The sequence below is a fragment of the Pseudonocardia kunmingensis genome (assembly GCF_006716445.1).
Lineage (GTDB): Bacteria > Actinomycetota > Actinomycetes > Mycobacteriales > Pseudonocardiaceae > Pseudonocardia > Pseudonocardia kunmingensis.
On record NZ_VFPA01000001.1, the window covers coordinates 1,082,700 to 1,106,033 of the forward strand.

20 protein-coding genes and 1 pseudogene are annotated in these 23,334 nt (G+C 74.6%); 8 read left to right on the plus strand and 13 right to left on the minus strand.

Translation table 11 applies throughout. The features are described from left to right. The first annotated feature begins 3 nt into the window (after nt 1-3). Complete coding sequence (locus FB558_RS05180; RefSeq protein ID WP_142048607.1) at nt 4-1,197, plus strand: NAD(P)/FAD-dependent oxidoreductase; 1,194 nt, start codon at nt 4-6, stop codon at nt 1,195-1,197. Nucleotides 1,198-1,269: 72 nt separating this feature from the next. On the opposite strand, the gene FB558_RS05185 is transcribed toward FB558_RS05180, so the two are convergent. From FB558_RS05185 to FB558_RS05195, 3 genes are all read right to left on the minus strand, one after another. Next, entirely contained in the window at nt 1,270-4,113 is a 2,844-nt protein-coding gene (locus FB558_RS05185; protein ID WP_142048609.1) for a vitamin B12-dependent ribonucleotide reductase, read from the minus strand. A gap of 256 nt (nt 4,114-4,369) precedes the next feature. Further along, nucleotides 4,370-4,834, minus strand: a complete 465-nt coding sequence (nrdR, locus tag FB558_RS05190; protein ID WP_094925541.1) for a transcriptional regulator NrdR — start codon at nt 4,832-4,834, stop codon at nt 4,370-4,372. A 159-nt stretch (nt 4,835-4,993) separates the two neighbouring features. Further along, entirely contained in the window at nt 4,994-5,452 is a 459-nt protein-coding gene (locus FB558_RS05195) for a hypothetical protein (protein WP_142048611.1), read from the minus strand. Between the two features lie 248 nt (nt 5,453-5,700). Here FB558_RS05195 and lexA point away from each other — a divergent pair, with 248 nt between their 5' ends. Beyond that, the gene (gene lexA / locus FB558_RS05200; RefSeq protein ID WP_142048612.1) at nt 5,701-6,480 is read left to right on the plus strand and encodes a transcriptional repressor LexA; all 780 of its coding nucleotides are present in this window, start codon (nt 5,701-5,703) and stop codon (nt 6,478-6,480) included. Nucleotides 6,481-6,673: 193 nt separating this feature from the next. On the opposite strand, the gene FB558_RS05205 is transcribed toward lexA, so the two are convergent. From FB558_RS05205 to FB558_RS05215, 3 genes are read right to left on the minus strand one after another with little or no spacing between them, the layout of a single operon-like run. After that, on the minus strand, nt 6,674-7,699 hold the full coding sequence (locus FB558_RS05205; protein WP_142048614.1) for an NHL repeat-containing protein: 1,026 nt from the start codon (nt 7,697-7,699) through the stop codon (nt 6,674-6,676). A gap of 11 nt (nt 7,700-7,710) precedes the next feature. Beyond that, nucleotides 7,711-9,165 carry a GTPase HflX gene (gene hflX, locus FB558_RS05210; protein WP_142048616.1) on the minus strand — a complete coding sequence of 485 codons (1,455 nt, stop codon included), beginning with the start codon at nt 9,163-9,165 and terminating at the stop codon, nt 7,711-7,713. Between the two features lie 21 nt (nt 9,166-9,186). After that, on the minus strand, nt 9,187-9,726 hold the full coding sequence (locus FB558_RS05215) for an ArsR/SmtB family transcription factor (protein ID WP_142048618.1): 540 nt from the start codon (nt 9,724-9,726) through the stop codon (nt 9,187-9,189). 52 nt (nt 9,727-9,778) lie between these two features. Between FB558_RS05215 and FB558_RS05220 the strand changes: the two genes are divergently transcribed. Further along, entirely contained in the window at nt 9,779-11,008 is a 1,230-nt protein-coding gene (locus FB558_RS05220; protein WP_342787285.1) for an MFS transporter, read from the plus strand. A gap of 4 nt (nt 11,009-11,012) precedes the next feature. On the opposite strand, the gene dapF is transcribed toward FB558_RS05220, so the two are convergent. Together dapF and miaA are read right to left on the minus strand one after the other, a co-directional pair. Then, a complete protein-coding gene (gene dapF / locus FB558_RS05225; RefSeq protein ID WP_142048620.1) occupies nt 11,013-11,855 on the minus strand; it encodes a diaminopimelate epimerase in 843 nt (280 codons plus the stop codon). Between the two features lies 1 nt (nt 11,856). Continuing rightward, the gene (miaA, locus tag FB558_RS05230) at nt 11,857-12,759 is read right to left on the minus strand and encodes a tRNA (adenosine(37)-N6)-dimethylallyltransferase MiaA (RefSeq protein WP_246106259.1); all 903 of its coding nucleotides are present in this window, start codon (nt 12,757-12,759) and stop codon (nt 11,857-11,859) included. A 1,017-nt stretch (nt 12,760-13,776) separates the two neighbouring features. On the opposite strand from miaA, the pseudogene FB558_RS05235 reads away from it, so the two are divergent. Next, nucleotides 13,777-15,060, plus strand: a pseudogene (locus FB558_RS05235) (DUF349 domain-containing protein); the annotation flags it as partial. 131 nt (nt 15,061-15,191) lie between these two features. On the opposite strand, the gene FB558_RS05240 reads toward FB558_RS05235, so the two are convergent. Further along, the gene (locus tag FB558_RS05240; protein WP_142048624.1) at nt 15,192-15,665 is read right to left on the minus strand and encodes an Rv2732c family membrane protein; all 474 of its coding nucleotides are present in this window, start codon (nt 15,663-15,665) and stop codon (nt 15,192-15,194) included. Then, nucleotides 15,662-17,125, minus strand: coding sequence for a tRNA (N6-isopentenyl adenosine(37)-C2)-methylthiotransferase MiaB (gene miaB, locus FB558_RS05245; RefSeq protein ID WP_142048626.1), 1,464 nt, complete (start codon nt 17,123-17,125; stop codon nt 15,662-15,664). Before miaB ends, FB558_RS05240 begins: the two co-directional genes overlap by 4 nt. A 66-nt stretch (nt 17,126-17,191) precedes the next feature. On the opposite strand from miaB, the gene FB558_RS05250 reads away from it, so the two are divergent. Then, nucleotides 17,192-18,175, plus strand: a complete 984-nt coding sequence (locus tag FB558_RS05250; RefSeq protein WP_246106260.1) for a TAXI family TRAP transporter solute-binding subunit — start codon at nt 17,192-17,194, stop codon at nt 18,173-18,175. A gap of 7 nt (nt 18,176-18,182) precedes the next feature. Here FB558_RS05250 and FB558_RS05255 read toward each other — a convergent pair whose 3' ends face one another. Beyond that, entirely contained in the window at nt 18,183-18,884 is a 702-nt protein-coding gene (locus FB558_RS05255; protein ID WP_142048628.1) for a TetR/AcrR family transcriptional regulator, read from the minus strand. Nucleotides 18,885-18,969: 85 nt separating this feature from the next. Here FB558_RS05255 and FB558_RS05260 point away from each other — a divergent pair, with 85 nt between their 5' ends. Both FB558_RS05260 and FB558_RS05265 read left to right on the plus strand, forming a co-directional pair. Next, entirely contained in the window at nt 18,970-19,875 is a 906-nt protein-coding gene (locus FB558_RS05260) for a hypothetical protein (protein WP_142048630.1), read from the plus strand. Further along, nucleotides 19,875-20,327 carry an ABA4-like family protein gene (locus FB558_RS05265; protein WP_142048633.1) on the plus strand — a complete coding sequence of 151 codons (453 nt, stop codon included), beginning with the start codon at nt 19,875-19,877 and terminating at the stop codon, nt 20,325-20,327. Before FB558_RS05260 ends, FB558_RS05265 begins: the two co-directional genes overlap by 1 nt. 28 nt (nt 20,328-20,355) lie before the next feature. Here the strand turns inward: FB558_RS05265 and FB558_RS05270 are convergent, their stop codons facing one another. Next, entirely contained in the window at nt 20,356-21,780 is a 1,425-nt protein-coding gene (locus FB558_RS05270; RefSeq protein ID WP_142048635.1) for a sensor histidine kinase, read from the minus strand. 10 nt (nt 21,781-21,790) lie between these two features. Next, entirely contained in the window at nt 21,791-22,459 is a 669-nt protein-coding gene (locus tag FB558_RS05275) for a response regulator transcription factor (protein WP_142048637.1), read from the minus strand. Nucleotides 22,460-22,588: 129 nt separating this feature from the next. On the opposite strand from FB558_RS05275, the gene FB558_RS05280 reads away from it, so the two are divergent. Then, the gene (locus FB558_RS05280) at nt 22,589-23,317 is read left to right on the plus strand and encodes an amino acid ABC transporter ATP-binding protein (RefSeq protein ID WP_142053721.1); all 729 of its coding nucleotides are present in this window, start codon (nt 22,589-22,591) and stop codon (nt 23,315-23,317) included. The last annotated feature ends 17 nt before the right edge of the window (nt 23,318-23,334 follow it).

Below are 23,334 nucleotides of genomic sequence, written 5' to 3' on the forward strand. Positions count from 1 at the left end.
ACCATGCCCACACCGGCACGCCCCACGTCCCACCAGGTCGTCGTCATCGGCGGCGGCTACGCCGGAGCGGTCGCGGCCAACCGGCTGCGGATGCGCGACGACGTCGACGTCACCCTCGTCAACCCCCGCCCGATGTTCGTCGACCGGATCCGGCTCCACCAGGTCGTGGCCGGCACCGGCGAGGCCGGCGTGGACTACGGCACGCTGCTGGGCGAGGGCGTCCACCTGGTCGTCGACGACGTCACGTGCCTCGACACCGCCGCCCGCGCCGTACGGCTGTCGTCGGGCCGCGCACTCGGCTACGACTACGTCGTGTACGCGGTCGGCAGTACCGGGGCGACCCCGCCGACGGTGCCCGGCGCGGCGGAGCTCGCCCACTGCATCGCCGAGTGGGAGCCCGCGCAGCGGCTGCGCGCCAGGCTGGCCGAGCTCCCCTCCGATGCTCCGATCATCGTGGTCGGCGCCGGGCTGACCGGCATCGAGACGGCATCCGAGCTGGCCGAGCAGGGTAGGCGGGTCACGCTGGTGTGCGGCGGCGTCCTGGCGCCCTCGGTGGCCGCGCGGGCGCGCCGATCCGTGGCCGGGTGGCTGTCCCGGCACCGCGTCGCCGTGCTCGAGGCCGCTGTGGTGGCCGAGGTCCGGTCCGACGCGGTCGTCCTCGCCGACGGCACGGTGCACCCGAGCGCGCTGACGATCTGGGCGGCCGGTTTCGGCGTGCCGGGACTGGCGACGGCGAGCGGGCTGCGCACCGACGAGCTCGGCCGGCTGCGCACCGACGAGACGCTGACCAGCGTCGACGACACCCGGATCGTGGCGGCCGGAGACGCTGCCGCACCGTCGGGCCTCCCGCTGCGGATGAGCGCCCAGGCCGCCGCGCCGCTGGGGGCGCAGGCCGCCGACACCGTGCTGAGCCGCATCGCGGGAACCGAGCCTGCCGAGATCGACCTCGGCTTCGTCGGGTCGTGCGTCAGCCTCGGCCGCAGCGCAGGCGTGCGACAGCTCGCCCGCAAGGACGACACCCCGGTGGACTTCTCCTTCGGAGGCCGCGCCGGCGCCGCGTACAAGGAGCTCACCTGCAAGCTCGGGGTGTGGAAGATCCGCCGCGAGGCCCGCAGGCCGGGGTCCCTGCTGTGGGCCAAGGGCGGTCGGCGTGCCGGGCGGACGCCCTCCGACCTGCGGGCGGACACCTCCCCGTGACCACCGGCCGTCGACGACAGTGACGGGGGGCCGGCACGGGCCGGCCCTCCGCCGCCGTCGCGACTCCCGGGATCAGCTGCAGCCGCTGGTGGAGCCGCAGCCCTCGCACAGGTAGCACGAGCCCGCGGGGCGCATCTTCGTGCCGCAGGTCATGCACAGCGGCGCGTCGGCGGCCTTGCCCAGCCGCAGCTCCAGCAGCTCCGTGGAGCTGCCCACCTCGACCGGGGCGGCGGTCGACGCGGCCGGCTCGGCCGCCCGCTCGGCGGCGGGTGCGGCGTCGACCGTGGAGCGCAGGGCCTCCATGTCGACCTCGCCCGTGCCGTAGTCGGTGCTCGCGACCTGCGCGGTGCGCTCCTCCGCGGAGAAGATGCCCAGCTCGGCCCGCTTCTCGTACGGCAGGTGGTCCAGGGCGAGCCTGCGGAACAGGTAGTCCAGCACGCTCGTGGCGATCCGCACGTCCGGGTCGTCGGTCATCCCCGCGGGCTCGAAGCGCAGGTTCGAGAACTTCGAGACGTAGAACTCCAGCGGGATGCCGTACTGCAGGCCCACCGAGATCGACATCGAGAACGCGTCCATCACACCGGCCAGCGTGGAGCCCTGCTTGCCGAGCTTGACGAAGATCTCGCCGAGGCCGTTGTCGGGGTACGAACCCGCAGTGAGGTAGCCCTCGGCACCGCCGACGGTGAACGACACGGTCTCGCTCGGGCGCTTCTTCGGCAGGCGCCTGCGCACCGGGCGGGCCTCGACGGGGGCCGCCGCCTCGACGGTGGCCGTGTCGGCCTTCCTGGCCTCCTTGCCCGCCGACAGCGGCTGGCCCACCTTGCAGTTGTCGCGGTAGATCGCGAGCGCCTTGAGCCCGAGGCGCCAGCCCTCGAGGTAGATCCGCTCGACGTCCTCGACGGTGGCCGCCTCCGGCATGTTGACCGTCTTGGAGATCGCGCCGGACAGGAACGGCTGCACCGCGGCCATCATCCGCACGTGACCCATCGGCGCGATGGACCGCTCCCCCATCGCGCAGTCGAACACCTCGTAGTGCTCCGGACGCAGGCCGGGGGCGTCGATGACGTGACCGTGCTCGGCGATGTACTCGACGATCGCCTCGACCTGCTCGGCCTGGTAGCCCAGCTTCACGAGCGCGCGCGGCACCGTCTGGTTGACGATCTGCATCGAACCGCCGCCGACCAGCTTCTTGAACTTGACCAGCGCCAGGTCCGGCTCGATCCCGGTGGTGTCGCAGTCCATCATCAGGCCGATCGTGCCGGTGGGGGCCAGCACCGACGCCTGGGCGTTGCGCCAGCCGTTGCGGTCACCGACCGCGAGGCACTCCTTCCAGGCGAGCGTGGCCAGCTTGTGGACCGGGCTGCTCGCCGGGAAGGTGCGCACGTCGTCGTTCGCCGCGGCGTGCTTGCGCATGACGCGCTGGTGCGCGTCGGCGTTGCGGGTGTAGCCCTCGTACGGGCCGACGACACCGGCCAGCTCGGCCGACCGCTTGTAGGCGGCGCCGGTCATCAGCGACGTGATCGCGGCCGCGAGCGCCTGCCCGCCCTCGGAGTCGTAGGCGTGCCCGGTGGCCATCAGCAGCGCGCCGAGGTTGGCGTAGCCGATGCCCAGCTGGCGGAACTTGCGCGTGGTGTCGGCGATCGGGTCCGTCGGGAAGTCGGCGAAGCAGATCGAGATGTCCATCGCCGTGATGATCAGCTCGACGGCCCGCTGGAACCGGGCCCCGTCGAACTGCCCGTCGTCACCGAGGAACTTCAGCAGGTTCAGCGAGGCGAGGTTGCAGCTGGAGTTGTCCAGGTGCATGTACTCCGAACACGGGTTGGACGCGGAGATCCGGCCCGACTCGGGGCAGGTGTGCCAGTCGTTGATGACCCCGTCGTACTGGATGCCGGGGTCCGCGCACTCCCACGCCGCCTGGGCGATGGTGCGGAACAGCTTGCGCGCCCCGACCCGCTCGATCACCTCGCCCGACATCCGGCCGCGGAGGCCGAAGTCGGTGTCGTCCTCGACCGCACGCATGAACTCGTCGGTGACGCGCACCGAGTTGTTGGCGTTCTGGTACTGCACCGACGTGATGTCGGAGCCGCCGAGGTCCATGTCGAAGCCCGCGTCGCGCAGCACGCGGATCTTCGCCTCCTCCTTGGCCTTGGTGGCGACGAACTCCTCGATGTCGGGGTGGTCGACGTCGAGGACGACCATCTTCGCGGCCCGCCGGGTGGCCCCGCCGGACTTGATGGTGCCCGCGCTGGCGTCGGCGCCGCGCATGAACGAGACCGGCCCGGAGGCCGTGCCGCCCGAGGACAGCAGCTCCTTGGAGGAGCGGATGCGAGAGAGGTTGAGGCCGGCGCCCGAGCCGCCCTTGAAGATCAGCCCCTCCTCGCGGTACCAGTTGAGGATCGACTCCATCGTGTCGTCGACCGCGAGGATGAAGCACGCGCTGACCTGCTGCGGGCTCGACGTCCCGACGTTGAACCACACCGGCGAGTTGAAGCTGAAGACCTGGTGCAGCAGCATCCAGGTGAGCTCGTGGGCGAAGACCTCGGCGTCCTGCTCGGTGGCGAAGTAGCCGTTCTCGACCCCGGCGCGGTGGTAGACCCCCACCACCCGGTCGATCAGCTGACGCAGGCTGGACTCGCGCTGCGGCGACCCGGCGGCCCCGCGGAAGTACTTGCTGGTGACGATGTTGGTGGCGTTGATCGACCAGAAGTCCGGGAACTCGACGCCGCGCTGCTCGAAGTTGACCGTGCCGTCGCGCCAGTTCGTCATGACGACGTCCCGGCGCTCCCAGGTGACCTCGTCGTAGGGGTGCACACCGGCGGTGGTGTACAGCCGCTCCACGGTGAGCCCGGCCTGCTTCCCCGCCTTGCCGGTGCTCCTCTTCCCTCGTCCGGTCGCGGTTCCGACGGTCTCGGTCATGCTCTCCCTCTCCTTGCGCGCGCCCCGGCGGGCTGGGGTCCGCCGGGGTCGCGGTGCTGCGGTGCGGCTGGTGCTGGCGGCTGTGCTCGTGCTCGGCGGTACTCGTGCTCGGCTGTGCGGTGACCGTGCCGTCGCAGGCGGACGAACCGCCGCGATCGGCGGCACGGCTCGACGCCGATGGGCGTCGATGGGTGGCGCATGACGGGGACGTGGCGATCGGCCGGCGTGTGCCGGACCGGTCGAACAGGCGGACCGATCAGCCCGGCGGGTCGGCCCCTGGTGGTCTGCGCAGGTCGGCGATCTCCTTCTCGAAGTCCTCGATGGAGGAGAACGAGCGGTAGACGCTGGCGAAGCGCAGGTAGGCCACCTCGTCGAGATCGCGGAGCGGACCGAGGATGGCCAGGCCGACCTCGTGGCTGGGGATCTCGGCGGTGCCGCCCGCGCGGACGGCCTCCTCCACCCGGTGGGCGAGCTGCTGGAGCGCGTCCTCGTCGACCGGCCGCCCCTGGCAGGCCCTCCGCACGCCGCTGACGACCTTCTCGCGGCTGAACGGCTCGGTGACACCACTGCGCTTCACCACGGCGAGCACGGGCTCCTCGACCGTCGTGAACCGCCTGCCGCACGCCGCGCAGGACCTCCTGCGGCGCGTGGCCTGGCCGTCGTCGACCTCCCGGGAGTCGATCACCCGGCAGTCCGAGTGGCGGCAGAACGGGCAGCGCATCGGCACTCTCCCCCTCCTGCAGAACCCCACCTCTAGACGAACGACACGAGTGTAACCACAAGATGTGGGGCCGAGGGAAGCAGGACACCCCTATCGGTGCCGACGTGTCGTCCGAACGGGACGAACCCCCTCAGAGCACCGCGGGACGGCCGCGCAGTGTCAGCCGGAGGTCACTCTCAGCACCTGCCCGAGCCCCGGCAGCACCGGAGTGAGGGAGCCGCCCGTGACGGTCTGCTCGACGGGAGCGACCCGCGCGGGGACCTCGGCCGAGCGCTGCGCCGCGACCGCGTCGGCCAGCAGGCCGAGCCCGGCCACCGCGACGGCGGCGCCCAGCGCGACGGCCAGCCCGGCCAGCACCCGGCGAACCCGCAGGCGCACCCCGCCCGCGGGCACCACGGCGAGCGGGCGCCGGACGAGCACCCGCACCCCCGGCACCGGGTGCCGCAGCGGCGCCGACCGCCGCACCCGCGGCCGCTCGGCCTCCGCGGGCCGCACCCGGACCGGCACGACGCCCGGACGGACCGGCCGGGGCCCGCTGGCCCGCCTGCGCGGCGCGTGCCGCCGCTCCCCTGCCCGCCGGTCCTGGACCGGGCGCCCGCTCACCTCGTGCTCGTGCATTTCGCCGCCTCCGCTTCTCCCGCTTGGCGCGAGCCTGAACAAGTGTTCGAACGAACGTCTGTGCGATGTCTACCACCACGGTCCGACAGAAATCGAGAAATGCGGGCGTGTCGTTCGAACATGTGTTTGGCGACGAGCCCGATCGGGGCTACCGTCGTCCGCGACGAGGCGTGGGCGCCCTCATCCCGGCGCCCCACCCACACCCCAGCGGGCGGCCTGCGCCGCCCACGACGAGGAGGCGCGAGCAGATGGCACGGGACGAGCCCGGCACCGGTACCCGCCGCAAGGCCGGCCCCGACACCCCCGACGCCACGCGGGGTCGCTCCGCCACGGCCCGGGTGAGCACGTTCCCCGACCCGCCCACCGAACCCGCCGGGCTCACACCGCGGCAGCGCAAGGTGCTCGAGGTGATCCGCGACTGGGTCGAGCGGTTCGGCTACCCGCCCAGCGTGCGGGAGATCGGCGACGCCGTCGGCCTCACGTCCACGTCCTCGGTGCACCACCAGCTGCGCACCCTGGAGCGGAAGGGCTACCTGCGCCGCGACCCCAACCGCACCCGCGCCGTCGACGTCCGGGGGCCCGAGGACGTCGCGGAGGTCCCCGCGGCTGCCGCCACCGGCACCGAGGACGCCGCGGGCGACGACCTGCACCCCGCGCCCGCCTTCGTCCCCCTGCTGGGCAACATCGCGGCCGGTGGCCCGATCCTGGCCGAGCAGGCCGTCGAGAGCGTGTTCCCGCTTCCCCGGGAGATCGTCGGCGAGGGCACGCTGTTCCTGCTGAACGTCCGCGGCGACTCGATGATCGAGGCGGCCATCACCGACGGCGACTGGGTCGTCGTGCGCCAGCAGCCGGTGGCCGAGAACGGCGAGATCGTCGCGGCCATGATCGACGGCGAGGCCACGGTCAAGACCCTGAAGCGCCGCGACGGCGGCATCTGGCTCATGCCGGCCAACCCCGCCTACGACCCGATCCCCGGCGACGACGCCACGATCCTGGGCCGGGTGGTGGCGGTGATGCGGCGGCTGTAGGCCCGCGTCACCGAGTGCGGCCGCATCTCGGCCGTCGCACACACCTCGGTGCCGTGGCACACACCCCCTGTCGTGTGTGCGAGGGCGCCGACCTGTGTGCGGCTCTCATCGAAACACGTGCGAGCCCCACGCGCGTCTGCCGCGGCACTCCCCCGGCCCAGCCGGCCGTGCAGGCGCACCACCGGCACGCGGATCAGCGCCGCCGGCCCCGCAATGCGGCCGCCGCGCTCAGCAGGAGCAGCACCCCCACCACGACCACGCCGCCGAGCGCCGCGGGCAGCCAGTCGGGCGGGCCGGGGTCGGCCGCGAGGTCCGAGCCGGGGGGCGGTGCGCCGGTGCCCGACGTGTCGACGGGCCGGGTCCCGACGGGGGTCGGTGCCCCGGCCATGGCCGTCGCCTCGGGGACCGCACGGATCTCGCCGAGCACGCCGCCGCGGGTCTCCGAGCCCGAGAGCAGGGTGCCGTCGTCGTCGAACGCGATCGCCTCGCCCTGCGGCTCGTCCGGCAGGGGTACGCGCACGGGGGTCTCGTTCAGGGCGGCGACGAGGTCCCCGTCCTGCACCGGGAACAGCCACGCGTCGGTGTAGGTGCGGACCGCGACCACGGCGCCGTCGGCGCTCATGGCGGCGCCGGTCACCACGCGGGAGCCGATGCCGCCGACCGGGCCGCCGAGGGTGTCGGACGCGGGCAGCGCCAGCTCACCGACCCGCAGGAGCGGGGTGGGCCCGACGCCGTCGGGCGGGTCGGCGGTGCGGTAGAGCCCGGCGGGCCGCCCGACCTCCTTCGTCACCACGAACGGGCGCCCGCTCGCGTCCACCAGCAGCGCCTCGGCGTCGTGGGGGCCGTCGGGGTAGGTCAGGCGGTGCAGCCGGGCGTCGCCGCGCCGGGGCAGCACGACCACGGCGACGGTGTCGCGGCCCCGCTCGTTGTCGCCGGTGTCGCCGACCCACAGGGCGCCGTCCGGGCCGACGGCGAGGTCCTCGGCGTCGTACGGGTCGACGTCGGCGGTGCGGGTGTCCACGACGGCGCAGGAGGACCGGTCGAGCCGGTGGACCTGCACGCGGCGGCCGCCGTCGCCCATGGCCCACAGGTCGCCGTCGTGCACGACCATGCCGGACAGCTCGTCGAGGCGGGAGTCGTCCACCGCGCACTCCGGCGACGGCGCGGGCACGGCCGCGACTGCGGCGCCCATCAGCAACGGGCCCAGCGCCAGGACCACCAGCGGTCGGATCAGTGCACGGCGCCGTTCTGCTCGGGCGCCCCCACCACGGCGTACGGGAGCACGGCGGTGGCGAGCTCGGCGCCGACGCGGGCACGCATCCGGGTGCCGTCGGGCGTGTGGTCCTCGCTCAGGACCTCCCCCTCGGCGTGCACGCGGGCGACGAGCGAGCCCTGCACGTAGGGCAGGAGCAGGTCGACCTCGACCTCGGGGGTGGGCAGCAGCTCCGCGATCCGCTCGCGCAGCCGTGCCACACCGTCGCCGGCGCGGGCGGAGACGAACACCGCGTCGGGCAGCAGGTGGCGCAGCCGGGCCAGTTGGAGCTCGCCCGCGGCGTCGGTCTTGTTGACGACGAGCAGCTCCTGCGGCATCCGGCCGTCGTGCTGCTCACCGACCTCGACGAGCACCTGCCGGACGGCCTTGATCTGGTCCTCCGGCAGCGCGTCGGAGGCGTCGACGACGTGCACCAGCAGGTCGGCGTCGGCGGTCTCCTCCAGCGTGGAGCGGAAGGCCTCGACGAGCTGGTGCGGGAGGTGCCGCACGAACCCGACCGTGTCGGTGAGGGTGTAGGTGCGCCCGTCCGAGGTGGTCGTGCGCCGCGTGGTGGGGTCGAGGGTGGCGAACAGCGCGTCCTCGACGAGCACGCCCGCCCCGGTCAGCGCGTTGAGCAGGCTCGACTTGCCGGCGTTGGTGTAGCCGACGATCGCGACCGACGGGACGTCGTGGCGGCGCCGCTCGCCGCGCTGGGTGGCACGGACCTGCTTCATGCCGGAGATCTCGCGGCGCAGCTTGGCCATGCGGTTGCGGATGCGGCGCCGGTCGAGCTCGATCTTGGTCTCACCGGGGCCACGACCGCCGATCCCGACGCCGCCCGCCGCCCGGCCACCGACCTGGCGCGACAGCGCCTCGCCCCACCCGCGAAGGCGCGGGAGCAGGTAGGACAGCTGGGCCAGCTCGACCTGCGCCTTGCCGTCCTTGGAGCGGGCGTGCTGGGCGAAGATGTCGAGGATCAGCGCCGTGCGGTCGATCACCTTGACCTTGAGCTTGTCCTCCAGCTGGCGCAGCTGGCCGGGCGAGAGCTCGCCGTCGGCGATCACGGTGTCGGCGCCGGCGGCGAGCACGGCGGAGCGCAGCTCGTCGACCTTGCCCGCGCCTATGTAGGTGGCGGGGTCGGGGCGCGACCGGCGCTGGACCAGGCCGTCGAGCACCTGGGAGCCCGCGGTCTCGGCGAGCCGCGCGAGCTCGGCGAGCGAGGCGCCCGCCTGTTCGGAGCTGCCCTCGGTCCAGACGCCGACGAGCACGACGCGCTCGAGGCGCAGCTGCCGGTACTCGACCTCGGTGACGTCGGTGAGCTCGGTGGAGAGCCCGGCGACGCGGCGCAGCGAGCTGCGTTCCTCGAGCTCGTAGTCACCCTGCGTGGCGCGCAGCAGGTCGTCGGCGGAGGTGGACAGGGCGGGTTCAGTCATCGTGGAAGTCATGCTCCCACGTCAACGCTCCGGACGTCGTGTCTGATTCCGCGCGTCGCCCTCCCCGGGGTAGACCGAGAGGTAGACGGCCACGGCCTCACCGCCGGGGACGTCGGGCCGCCCGGCGTAGGCGTCGAGCACCGCGCAGAGCTCGGCGCGCAGCGCCGCGGCGTCGTCGGGGGACAGCTGCACCGCGAGCCTGCTCTGCTCCAGCGCGCCGACGCCCACCTCGGTGACCTCGTCCAGGTAGGCCTCCAGCATCGCCTCGGCCAGCGACGGGTCGTGGGCGCCGTCGAGCGACCAGGACAGCCGGGTGCCCCGGTACGGGATCTCCCGCGAGCCCCGTGACCCCCGCCGGACCGGGAGCGCCTCCAGGAAGCCGTGCCGGACGAGGCGCCGGACGTGGTGCAGCGTGGTGGCCGGGTCGCGGTGCAGCCGCGCGGCGATCTGGGCGTTGGTGAGCGGCTCCGCCAGCGTCAGCCGGATGATCCGCAGCCGGACGGCGGAGGCCAGGGTGGCGGCCTCGGCCTCGGTGGCGGGCCTGCGGCGCGGGGCACTCATGCCGGAAGCCTAGTCATTGACGCTTTCCAATCAGTGGACCACGCTGGATCGCATGAGCTTGTGGCGCCACCGCGACTTCCTGCTGCTCTGGTCGGGCGAGGCCCTGAGCCAGGTCGGCACGATGGTCAGCCACCTCGCGCTGCCGCTGCTCGCCGCCACCGCCCTGCACGCGACCCCGTGGCAGATGGGACTGCTCGTCGCGGCGGAACGCGCCGGGTTCCTGCTGGTGGGCCTGCCCGCCGGGGTGCTGGTGGACCGCCTGCCGCGGCGCCCGGTGATGATCACGGCCGACCTGGTGCGGTTCGTCCTGTTCGCGAGCATCCCCGTGGCCTGGTGGCTCGGGCACCTGGGCTTCGGGCAGCTGATCGCCGTCGCGCTGCTGGGCGGGTTCGCCACGGTGTTCTTCGACGTCGGCTACCAGTCGGTGCTGCCCGCGGTGGTCGGCCGCGGCGGGCTCGTCGAGGGCAACGCGAAGCTGGAGTCGACGCGGGCCGCGGCCGAGGCGGCCGGGCCGGCGCTGGGCGGTGGCCTCGTGCAGCTCGCCGGGGCCGCGAGCGCGGTGCTGCTGGACGCCGTGAGCTACCTCGTCTCCGCGGCCTGCCTGGCCCGGATGCGCACGGTCGAGGTCGTGGCGCCGCGGGAGGAGTCCCGCACCCTGCGGGCCGACATGGGCGAGGGCCTGCGCTACGTGCTCGGCCACCCGCTGCTGCGCCCGATCGTGCTGTGCACGGGCACGGCGAACCTGTTCGGGGGCGTCCTCGCCGCCGTCTCCGTGCTGTTCCTCGCGGGCGAGCTCGGGCTGTCGGCGGGGACGGTGGGGCTCGTGCTGGCCGCGGGCAGCGTCGGCGGGGTGCTCGGCGCTCTCACCGCAGGCCGCTGGATCCGTCGCTTCGGGCAGGCGCGGATGCTCGTCGCGGCGCTGCTCGTGACCGGCCCGGTCGCCCTGGTGATCCCCCTGACGAGCGCGGGTGCGGGCCTGGCGTGGTTCGCGCTCGGCACGTTCGCGGTGGCGTACGGCGGCGTGGTCTACAACGTGGCGCAGGTCAGCTTCCGCCAGACGGTCTGCCCCGACCGGCTGCTGGGCCGGATGAACGCGAGCATCCGCTTCCTGGTCTGGGGGACCATCCCGGTGGGCGGCCTGCTCGGCGGCGCGCTGGGCGAGCTGCTGGGCCTGCGCGCGACGCTGCTGGTGGTGGGCGCCGGGATGGTGGTCGCCCCGCTGTGGCTGGTGGCCTCGCCGCTGCGCCGGCTGCGCGAGCTCCCCTCGGAGGTCGCGGGGTGAGCGCTCAGACGGAGCGGGCCCACCACTCGGGCGTGAGCTCGCCGTGCGCCACGAGCACGGCCGGGCCGTGCAGGACCGTGGTGCCGTCCGCGACGGTGACCCGCAGCCGCCCTCCCGGGGTGCGCACCGCGACCTCCCCGGTGTCGCGGCCCGCGTGGCGCAGCGCGGCCACCACGGCGGCGACGGTGCCCGTGCCGCACGAGCGGGTCTCCCCCACGCCCCGCTCGTGCACCCGCATGGCGATCTCGCCGTCCTCGTTCAGCGGCGTCAGGAACTCGACGTTCACGCCGTGCGGGAACAGCGCGGGGTCGTGACCGGGCGGGCGGGTGAGGTCGAGCCCGTCGATCGCGAGGTCGGTGACGCACGCGAGGTGCGGGTTGCCGACGTCGACCGCGACGCCCGCGAACGCGTGCCCGTCCACGCTCGCCGTGCCCTGCGCCCCGACCGCGGCCGCGCCCATGTCGACCGAGACCTCCTCGCCGTCGACGCGCACGGTGCGCACCCCACCGCGCGTGCCCAGGCGGAACTCGGTGCCGGGCAGCCATCCGGCGTGCTCGAGGTAGCGGGCGTAGACGCGCACGCCGTTGCCGCACATCTCCGCGACGCTGCCGTCGGCGTTGCGGTAGTCCATGAACCACTCGACCCCGGGCACCGGCTCCGGCCCGTCCCGCAGCGCCTCCCAGCGCACGACGCGCAGCACCCCGTCGGCGCCGATCCCGCGCCTGCGGTCGCAGAGCGCGGCGACGCGCCCGGGCGTCAGGTCGAGCTCACTCGCGGGGTCGGGGATCAGGACGAAGTCGTTCTCCGTGCCGTGGCCCTTGCTGAACCGGACGTCGCGGGGATGCACGTCACGAGCCTACGTGGCGCCGCGCCTCGGCGATCGGGTCGCCGTGGCCGGCCTCCAGCCACCGGATCCGGGGGTCGCGGCGGAACCAGGACCGCTGGCGGCGGACGAACCGGCGCGTGGCGCGCACGGTCTCGGCGGCCGCGGCCTCCAGGTCACCGCCGCCGTCCAGGGCGTCGAGCACCTGCTGGTAGCCCAGCGCCCGCGAGGCGGTGCGCCCCTCGCGCAGACCGCGCCCCAGCAGGTCGCGGGTCTCGTCGACGAGGCCGGCGGCGAACATCCGCGCCACCCGGCGCGCCACCCGCTCGTCCAGCTCCGCGGTGGGGCGGTCGACGCCGAGCAGCACCGCGTCGTAGCGGGGTGTGCCGCCGGTGGACAGCCGCGCGGGGAAGGGCCGCCCGGTCAGGGCGATCACCTCCAGCGCGCGCACGATGCGGCGGCCGTTGCTGGGCAGCACCACCTCGGCCGCGGCCGGGTCGACGTCGGCGAGCCGCGCGTGCAGGGCGGCCGGGCCGCGGTGGGCGAGCTCGGCCTCCAGCCCGGCGCGCAGCGCGGGGTCGGTGCCGGGGAAGTCCAGCTCGTCGACGACCGCCTGCACGTACAGCCCCGAGCCGCCGACGAGCACCGGCGTCCGGCCCGCGGCGAGCAGCCGCTCCACCACGGCCCGCGCGGCGCGCTGGTAGGCGGCCACCGAGGCGGCCTCGGTGACGTCGAGGACGTCGAGCAGGTGGTGCGGCACGCCCGCCCGCTCGGCGGGGCGCAGCTTCGCGGTGCCGATGTCCATGCCGCGGTAGAGCTGCATCGCGTCGGCGTTGATCACCTCGCCGTGCAGCGCCGCGGCGAGCGCGATCCCCAGGTCGGACTTGCCGGTCGCGGTGGGCCCGACGACGGCGACGAGGCGGGTCACGGCTGCGGACCTCGGCCCGGGAGCCGGACGGCGGCGCCTGGCGGGAGCACGCAGCGCAGCGTAGAGGTCGCCCGGGACGGCGCGCTCGACGCCGCGTACCGCCCGTCCGCGGCGCGGCGCCCGTCCGGGCTGTTCCGGTCCGACCGCTGAGCTGTTTGAATCGCGGGACGGCCACCGGTTCCTGGTGAACCGGCCACGGCCGACGTGCACGGCCCCGCCTCCGGGCGGGGCGCCCGCCATCGCAGGTGGGCCGGAGCGAGGAGGACGACCGTGTCGGAGCACCAGGGGAGCGGAACGCCGGAGCCGGGGGGCGACCGGGCTGCGGAGGACCAGCGGACCCCCACGTCGCAGGCGCAGGGCACGGGCGCCGGATCCGAACCGGGCGCGGGCGTGGAGGCCGACGCCACCGCCCCCGCCTTCGACGCGGACAGCCCGGTGCACCCGGCCCCGCAGGGACCGGGCGGCGAGCCGGACGCCGTCGACGCCGCGCGGACCGCCGCCGACCCCGCCGCCACCGAGGCGGCCCTGCCCGCCGACCCGGCGGCGGAGGGCCTCCCGGCGACGCAGGCGACTTCCGAGACGCCCGCCGTCGAGGACCCCGACCGTGCCGCCGCCGTGCAGGCGGCCTCCGATCCGGCCGCCACGGAAGCCGCGCTGCCCGCCGTCGCCCCGACCGGCACGCCCGACCGGCCGACACCGCCGACCGACGGCCCGGTCGCCGAACCGGCACCGGCCGCCCCGCCCGCGGGCAGCAGCCCGTCCGCCGCCCCCGCCGACCCCGCCCCACCGGCCGGCAGCCCGACGGGCGGCGCGACCGCCCCGGCCGGGAGTGCCTCCGCGCCCGCGCCCGGCACGCAGGCAGCACCTCCCGCGCCGGCGCCCGCCGGGCGGGCGGCACCCGCGGGCCCGTCCGCCGCGCCGGTCCCCGGGCCGCCACGACCGGGTCGTCCCCCGGTTCCCGGCCCGCCGCCCGGCCGGCGTCCCGGCGCCCCGCGTCCCACGCCGCCCCCGGCAGCGACGCGGCCCGAGCCTGCTGCCGCCCCGGCCCCCGAGCCGGTCACCCACACCTCCCCCGTCCCGGAGGCGAGCGCTGACCCCGGCCGCTGGGGCCGCGTGGACGCCGAGGGCACCATCTACGTGCGCACCGCCGACGGTGAGCGGGTCGTCGGCTCGTGGCAGGCGGGCGCGCCGGAGGAAGGGCTCGCGCACTTCGCCCGCCGGTTCGACGACATGCTCACCGAGGTGGAGCTGCTGATCACCCGGCTCGCCACGGGCGGCGCCGACCCGAAGCACACCCTGAGCAGCGCGAAGGCCCTGCGCGACGGGCTCGACGAGGCCACGGTCGTCGGCGACCTGGTCGGGATGCGCAGCCGCCTGGACGAGCTGGTCACCGCGGCCGAGGACGCCGTGGGAGCGGCGCGGTCGGCCCGCGACGCCCAGCGCAGCGCGGCGGTCGCCCGCAAGGAGGCGCTCGCCGTCGAGGCGGAGACGCTGGCCGCCGAGGCCACGCAGTGGAAGCAGGCGGGCGACCGGTTCAAGGCGATCCTCGACGAGTGGCGCACCATCCGCGGGATCGACCGCAAGACCGACGAGCTGCTGTGGAAGCGGTTCTCGAAGGCACGGGAGTCGTTCAACCGCAGGCGCGGCTCCCACTTCGCCGACCTGGACCGGCAGCGGTCCACCGCGAAGGCCCGCAAGGAGGAGCTGGTCCTCGAGGCCGAGAAGCTCAGCGACTCGGAGGACTGGGGGCCCACCGCCGCCCGCTTCCGCGACCTCATGACCGAGTGGAAGGCGGCCGGGCGGGCCCAGAAGGACGCCGACGACGCCCTCTGGCAGCGCTTCCGCACCGCCCAGGACGCGTTCTTCGCCCGCCGGTCCGACACCTTCGCGGAGCGGGACGCCGAGTTCGCGGCGAACGCCGAGGCCAAGAAGGCGCTGCTCGCCGAGGCCGAGAAGATCGACACCTCCGACCCGACCGCGGCCCGCGCCGCCCTGCGCGCGATCCAGGAGCGGTGGGAGGAGATCGGCAAGGTCCCGCGCGACGACATCCGCCCGCTCGAGGGCCGGCTGCGTGCGGTGGAGGAGAAGGTGCGCGAGGCCGCCGACCGCCAGTGGCGCCGCACCGACCCGGAGGCCGAGGCGCGCGTGGAGCAGTTCCGCGAGCGCGTCGCCCAGTTCGAGGCCCAGGCCGAGAAGGCCCGTGCCGCAGGCGACGCCCGCCGCGCCGCGCAGGCCCAGAACCAGGCCGACCAGTGGCGCGAGTGGCTCTCCACCGCGGAGCAGGCGGTGCAGCACCGCTGAGCCCCTCCTGCCGCCGAGCGCGACATGTTCGGCGGCAGGGAGCGGGGTGCCCGATGGTCAGGCTCCCACCCGACGAACGGCACGCTCGTCGGTACCTAGCAGACGAGAGTGCCGTTCGTCATGCGAATCCCTCAGCGGCGCGTCGCGATCCGCACCCAGGACGCCGCCAGCACCAGCACCGCGAGCACCGACAGCACCAGCCCGATGCCGGCCCCCGTGGCACCGACCGGCACCGCGATCTGCCGCGACCAGATGGCCCAGATCCCGGTGACCACCGAGAACCCGCAGCCGACGGCCGAGAGCCACGCCAGGCTCCACCAGCGGGTGGTCAGGGCGAGGGCGGAGCACACCAGCCCGAAGCCCAGCGAGGTGCCGGCGAACAGGGGCGGGAGGACGCCGAGCGGGGCGAGCCCGGCCAGCACCTCCCAGCCGTGCACCGAGCCGGTCCAGGGCAGCATGGTGCCGCCGATCAACACCAGCATCGCCACCGACACGACCATCCCGGTGGGGCCGGGATCGATCCCGCGGACGGCGCGCCGCTCGGCGTCGCGCAGCTCGGCATCCAGGGCGGCGAGCTCGTCGGGCACCTTCTCCTCCTCGGTCACGTGCTGGTCCCGCAAGCGGCCGCGGGCTGGGGCGGCGGCGCGCCGAAGCCCGGCAGGCCCAGCCCGGTCGGCGCACCGCCGGGCCGCTCGCCGGACTCGTGGACGTCGCCCGCGCGGGTGCGGCGGTGGGCGTGCACCGGCCCGTCGGCCACCAGGTGGTGCGGGGCGCCGTAGCCGATCGTCACCTCGACCAGGTCCCCCGGCCGCACCGCGAGCTCGCCCGGCGCGAAGTGCACGAGCCGCCCGTCGCGGGCGCGGCCGCTCATCCGGCGGGTGGCGCCGTCCTTGCGGCCCTCGCCGGTGGAGACGAGGACCTCGACGGTGCGCCCCTCGAGGGCCCGGTTCTGCTGCCAGGAGATCTCCTCCTGCAGCGCGACCAGTCGCTCGTACCGCTCCTGCACGACGGCCTTGGGCAGCTGGTCGGGCAGGCCCGCGGCGGGGGTGCCGGGCCGGGGCGAGTACTGGAACGTGAACGCCTGCGCGAACCGCGCCTGCGCCACGACGTCGAGCGTGGCCCGGAAGTCCTCCTCCGTCTCGCCGGGGAAGCCGACGATGATGTCGGTGGAGATCGCGGCCTCGGGCAGCGACGCGCGCACCTCGTCGAGGATCGCCAGGTACCGCGACGAGCGGTAGGAGCGGCGCATCCGGCGCAGCACGTCGTCGGAGCCGGACTGCAGCGGCATGTGCAGCTGCGGGCACACGTTCGGGGTCTCGGCCATCGCGGCGATGACGTCGGAGGTGAAGTCGCGCGGGTGCGGCGAGGTGAACCGCACGCGCTCCAGGCCGTCGACGTCGCCGCAGGCCCGCAGCAGCTTGGCGAACGCGCCGCGGTCGCCGAACTCGACGCCGTAGGAGTTGACGTTCTGCCCGAGCAGCGTGACCTCGAGGACGCCCTCGGCGGCGAGCGCCTGCACCTCGGCGAGCACCTCGCCGGGGCGGCGGTCGCGCTCCTTGCCGCGCAGCGACGGGACGATGCAGAAGGTGCAGGTGTTGTTGCAGCCGACCGAGATCGACACCCAGCCCGCGTAGGCCGACTCGCGCCGCGCGGGCAACGTGGACGGGAACACCTCGAGCGACTCGGCGATCTCCACCTGCGCGGCCTCGTTGTGGCGGGCGCGCTCGAGCAGCGTCGGCAGCGCGTGCACGTTGTGCGTGCCGAACACGACGTCGACCCAGGGGGCCCGGCGCACGATCGTGTCGCGGTCCTTCTGCGCGAGGCAGCCCCCGACCGCGATCTGCATGCCGGGCCGGGCGTCCTTCGCCGGGCGCAGGTGACCGAGGTTGCCGTAGAGCCGGTTGTCGGCGTTCTCCCGCACGGCGCAGGTGTTGAACACGACGACGTCGGCCTCGTCGGAGGCCGACCGCTCGTAGCCCGCCGCCTCGAGCAGTCCGGCCATCCGCTCGGAGTCGTGCACGTTCATCTGACACCCGTAGGTGCGGATGGTGTAGCTGCGGGTCACAGGTGTCGAGGGTAGGCCGTCCCCGCCGTGTCGACCGCACCGGCCGGGCACGGCAGGATGCGGCGCATGCAGGCCCGGACCGACGTGGTGGACCGTCGTCGCGTGCTGCGCGGTCTCCTGTCCGGCGTCGCCGCGCTCGGTGCCCTCCCCGCGGTCTCCGGCTGCTCCTCGCCGTTCGCGCAGGTGCGGCTCACCCTCGCCACCGGCGGCACCCAGGGCGTCTACTACAACCTGGGGAATGCGCTGGCCGACGCGTGGCAGGCGCGCCTGGACCTCGACGCCCGCCCCACGGTGCTGCCCACGGCGGGGTCGGTGGACAACCTGGAGCGGCTCGCGGCCGGCGCCGCGGACGTCGTGTTCAGCCAGGTGGACACCGCCGCCGACCAGCTCGTGCGCACCCCGGCGACGGACCCCCGGGTGCCCCGGGCCCTCGCCCGGATCTACGACGACGTGGTGCACGTCGTCGTGCCCGCCGACTTCCCCGCCACCACGGTGGCCGACCTGCGCGGCGCGCGCGTGTCGGTCGGCGCGCCCGACTCCGGGGTGCGGGTCGTCGCCGAGCGCCTGCTGGCCGCGGCGGGGCTGTCCGCCGCGACCGACTTCCAGGCGCTCCAGCTGGGCATCAACGACTCGGTCGCGGCGGTGGCCCGCGACGAGATCGACGCGTTCTTCTGGGTCGGTGGGCTGCCGACGCGCGGTGTGACGGAGCTGGCGGCGGTGCGCCCGATCCGGCTGCTGAACCTGGAGGACCTGATCACGCCGGTGCGGGCCGCGTTCCCGGCGTACGCGGCGGGCACCGTCCCGGCGCAGAGCTACGGCATCCCGGAGCCCGTCACCGTGCTGCTGGTGCGCAACTTCCTGCTCGTCGGCGCCGGCATGCCCGACGAGCTGGCGAGCGCGCTCGTGAAGGGGCTCTTCGCCGCGCAGGAGCAGTTGGCGGCGGCGAGCCCGGCGGCGCTCACGATCGACCTGCGGGCCGCGATCGGGACGCAGCCCGTGCCGCTGCACCCCGGCGCCGAGCGCTTCTTCCGCGAGGAGAAGGACCCGTGAGCAGGCGTCAGCCGGCGGCGCGCCGGGCCGCGGCCAGCTCCTCGGCCGAACGGTCCATCATGCCGCTGAACAGCTGCTCGCCGTAGTCGTTCATCGGGGCGAGGTGCCCGATCAGCTCGAGCATCACGAACCCGTGCATCTGGGCCCGCAGCTCGTAGAGCAGCGCGAGCGCTCCCGCGGGCAGCGGCACCCTCCTCGTGTCGACCTCCACGAGCCGCTCGGCCCCGGGCCGCAGGGGCACCCGCGCGAGCTCCTCGGGGCTCCACCCGTCGAAGACGACCTCGATGAACGGCGGCGCCAGCGCGGCGGCGGCCCCGATCACCTCCTCGCCGGACGGCGGCTCGTAGCCGGGCACCGGCGTGCCGTACAGCAGCAGGAACGCCGGCCGGTTCGCCAGCGCCCAGCACCGATAGGCGTTGGATGCGGCGAAGAGCCGCTCCGCGTGCGGCCGCCCGCGGCTGGTCTCGGCCGCCTCCCGCACGACGGCGGCCAGCGCGCGGTGCCCGTCGATGACGAGCGCGGTGAGCAGCGCGTCGCGGCTGTCGAAGTAGTGGTAGAGCGACTGCACCGTCATCCCGACGGCCCGCGCGACCGCGCGCAGCGACAAGCCCGCCGGGCCCCCCTCGGCGAGCTGCTCGAGCGCGGCCGACTTGATCTCGCGCACGGTCTCGGCCCGCCTGCGGTCCCGCACCGATCCTTCGACTGGCAACGACAGTCCTCCTTGACACTGTCAGGCTTGCGCCCTCATACTGGCGCCGCTCGCAGAGACTAACACTGTCAGGCAGGAGTGGGTCGTGCGTACGGTTCTCGCGGACGCCCGGCGCGGGCATCCAGGCCTCTACCGGACCGCGGTCGCGATGGCCGCGCTCAGCCTGGTGACGGCGGCGCTCGTCGTGATCGACCAGCGCACCCTGCTCGGGGTCCCGCTCTGGGTCAAGCCGCTCAAGTTCTCGGTGTCGATCATGCTGTACACGGCGACCCTGGCGTGGATGCTCTCGCGGCTGCCCGGCCGGGGCATGCGGCGCACCGGGTGGGTGATCGTCGCCGCGCTCGTCGTCGAGCAAGTGATCATCGTCGGCCAGGCGGCCCGCGGCGTGCGCAGCCACTTCAACGACGACACCCCGTTCGACGCGCTCCTCTTCGGCGTCATGGGCGCGACGATCACCCTGCTCTGGCTGCTGACCGTCGCCGTCGCGCTGCGGTTCCTGCGCGAGCCCTCGACCGACCGCGTCACGACCTCGGCCGTGCGGCTGGGCCTGCTCGTCGGGCTGCTGGGGATGGCCGTCGGGTTCCTGATGCCGCCGAACGGCGCGCACGCGGTGGGGGTGGCCGACGGCGGGCCGGGCCTGCCGTTCGTCGGCTGGAGCACCACCGGCGGCGACCTGCGGATCGGGCACTTCGTCGGCATGCACGCGCTGCAGCTGCTGCCGCTGCTGGCCGCCGGGCTCGCCGCCCTCCGCCACCGGCTCGACGAGACCGCGCGCCTGCGCGTCGTGCGGGTCGCCGCTGCCGGGTACGGCGCGCTCGTCGTGCTGGTCACCTGGCAGGCCCTGCGCGGACAGCCGCTGCTCGCCCCCGACGCCCCCACCCTGGCCGCGCTCGCGGTCGTCGTGCTGGGCACGGCGGGAGGTCTGGCCGCCGCGTTGCTCGGCGCCGCCCGTCGCGCCGCCACCGGGCCCACCCCCACCGCGGCCGCCTGATGACCGCCGTGGACCCGCAGCTGCTGTTCTCGCTCACGTTCCCGGTCGCGGCGCCGTTCTGGGCGCTGATGATCCTCGCGCCCCGCTGGTCGGTCACCCGGCGCGTGGTCGGGTCGCCGCTGATCGTGGTGCCGCCGCTGCTCGGCTACGCCGCGCTCGTGCTCCCGGACCTCGCCGGCTTCCTCGCCGCGGTCTCCTCACCCCAGCTCGCGGGGGTGGCGGTGCTCCTGGGCACGCCCGTGGGCGCGGCGGCGGGCTGGGCGCACTTCATCGCCTTCGACCTGTTCGTCGGCCGGTGGATCCACCTCGACGCCCGAGAGCGCGGCATCCACCCGCTGGTCACCGCCCCGGTGCTGGTGCTGACGATCCTGCTCGCGCCGCTCGGCCTGCTCGCCCACCTGGTGCTGCGGACGCTGCTGCCGTCCCGGCGCGAGGTGGCGCAGCCGGCCTGACCGCGGCCGCGCCCCGCCCACTCCGCGTTCAGCGGCCCTGCGGCGGATCCGGCGGGGGCGCGTCGCCGTCGTCGTCGACCGCGCGGGGCAGCCGGGCCACCACCCGCAGCCCGCCCCCGGCGGGGAGCTCGAGCACCAGCTCACCGCCCGCGACCTCGAGGGTGCGGGCCGCGATCGCGAGACCGAGTCCCGATCCCTCGACGTTGCTCTGCCCGGGGCTGCGCCAGAACCGGTCCGTGGCGCGCTCCAACTGCTCCGGCGACATCCCGGGGCCGGTGTCGCGCACCGCGATCTCGACGGTCTCCCCCGCCACCGCGGTGCGCACGGTGATCGCGCTGCCCTCGGGCGCGTACTTGACGGCGTTGTCGAGCACCGCGTCGAGCACCGTCTCGATGGCGTTCTCCGGGGCCCGCACCCGCAGCCCCGCCACCCCGCCGTTCACCAGCCGCAGCCCCTCGTGCTCGGCGAGCGGCCGCCACGCCTCGACCCGGTCCTCGACCGCCGGGTCGACCTCGCCGACCACCGGCGGCGCCGTGCGCTCGGCCCGGGCCAGTGCCAGCAGGCCGTCGAGCAGCGTCGCCAGCCGCTCGGCCTCCTCCAGTGCGGCGACGTGGTCCTCGGCGGCATCCGCGTCGACGTGCCCGTCGAGGTTGGACAGCCTCAGGTGCAGCGCCGTGAGCGGGTTGCGCAGCTGGTGGCTCGCGTCCGCGACGAACGCCCGCTGCGCGCCGTAGGCCTGGGCCACGGTCTCGGTCATCCGGTCGAAGGAGACCGAGAGCTGCCGCAGCTCCGGCGGGCCCGAGCCGTCCGCGACCGGTTCCGGGTCCGCCCCGGCCAGCACCGCGGCGGCGACCCGGCCCGTGCCTTCGTCGAGGCGGCGCACCGGCCGCAGGATCCACCGGACGATCGGCAGCGCCACGACGACACCCAGCCCCAGCGCGACCAGCCCGGCCGCCGCGACCAGCGCCCACACCCGCAGCTCCTCGGTGCGCAGCTCCTCGGTCGAGGAGACGGTCACCGCGACCCCGCGGACCTCGGTGTCCACCAGCACCGGCTCGGCGAGCACCAGCGGCCGCTCGTCCCAGGGCAGCAGCAGCGGGTAGACCTCCGACCGCCGGTTCGCCAGCGCCAGCTCCACCCGCTCCCGCGCGTCCGCGTCGAGGGCGGGCGGGGGCTGGCGGGAGGTCGCCACCAGGTCGCCGTCCTCGTCGAGCACGAGGACCGCGACGCCGTACACCGCGTCGTAGCGGGCGAGCTCGGCCTCGAGACCGGTGGTGTCGGCCTGGGCGATCGGGCGTTCCGCGACCGAGGCGTAGAAGATGGTGTCGGTCAGCCGGTCGGTGAACATCGTGAGCTGCCGCGCCTGCGCGTAGGACAGCGCCAGCGGCACGCCCAGCCCGGCGGCGAGCAGCCCCACCAGGAACAGCACGATGACCAGCAGCCGGGCGCGCACGGGGGCTCACCTACTCCGGTGAGCCGAGGCGGTAACCGACGCCGCGGACGGTCTGCACGAGCTCGGGCCTGCCGAGCTTGGTGCGCAACGTGGCCACGTGCACGTCCAGGGTGCGGTTGGCGCCGGCCCACGAGCGGCCCCACACCTCGGCGACGATGCGGCTGCGCGTGCACACCGCACCACCCGAGGTCGCGAGCAGCGCGAGCACCTGGAACTCCTTGCGCGTCAGGTTGATCGGCCTGCCCGCGACGCTGACCGCGTGCTTGGTCAGGTCGACGACGACGTCGTCGAACTCGACGACCTCGTCGGCACCGTGGGGCGCCGACTGCCTGCGCCGCCGGTACACGGTGTGCACGCGCGCGACGAGCTCGTTGATGTCGTAGGGCTTCACGAGGTAGTCGTCGGCGCCGGAGTGCAGACCCAGGATCCGGTCGTCCACCTCGCCGCGCGCCGACACCACGATCACCGGCACCTCGCTGACCTCGCGGATCTCCCGGCACACGTCCACTCCGTCGACGTCGGGCAACCCCAGGTCCAGCAGCACGACATCGACGTCCGCCAGGTGCTCGACGGCATCGCGCCCGGTGGCGAGGCGCGTCGTGGTGATGCCGTGGCGGTGCAGGGCGGGGCGCAGCGCGGCGGCGACGCGGTCGTCGTCCTCGACCAGCAGGATGTGCACGTCCCCACCTTCTCCAAGAGCGTTATCGGAGCGAAACCCTATGGGTTGCTCAAGGTGCTGGACTGGACGGACCACTCAGCCCTAGCGTCCCGCCATGCCCGGAGGCCCTGCATGACCGCCCGCACGCCCATGATCCGGATGGCGTCCGTCGACAAGCACTTCGGCGAGCTGCACGTCCTGCGCGACATCAACCTGGAGGTCGCCGCCGGCCAGGTCGTCGTGGTGCTCGGCCCGTCGGGATCGGGCAAGTCCACTCTCTGCCGCACGATCAACCGCCTCGAACCGATCGACAGCGGCACCATCGAGGTCGACGGCCAGGCGCTGCCCGCCGAGGGCAAGGCCCTCGCCGCCCTGCGCGCCGACGTCGGCATGGTGTTCCAGAGCTTCAACCTGTTCGCGCACAAGACGATCCTCGAGAACGTCACGCTGGGGCCCATCAAGGTGCGCAGGATCGGCAAGGATGACGCCGAGAAGAGCGGGCTCGCGCTCCTCGAGCGGGTCGGCATCGCCGACCAGAAGGACAAGTACCCCGCCCAGCTCTCCGGCGGGCAGCAGCAGCGCGCCGCCATCGCCAGGGCGCTGGCGATGAAGCCCAAGGTCATGCTGTTCGACGAGCCCACCTCGGCGCTGGACCCGGAGATGGTCCAGGAGGTCCTCGACGTGATGACCACGCTGGCCAAGGACGGGATGACGATGCTCGTCGTCACCCACGAGATGGGGTTCGCGCGACGCGCCGCCAACCGTGTGGTGTTCATGTCCGACGGCGAGATCGTCGAGGATGCACCGCCGGAGACGTTCTTCTCCAATCCCACCTCGGATCGTGCCAAGGACTTCCTCGGCAAGATCCTCACCCATTGATCAGGGCCGTCGGGCCC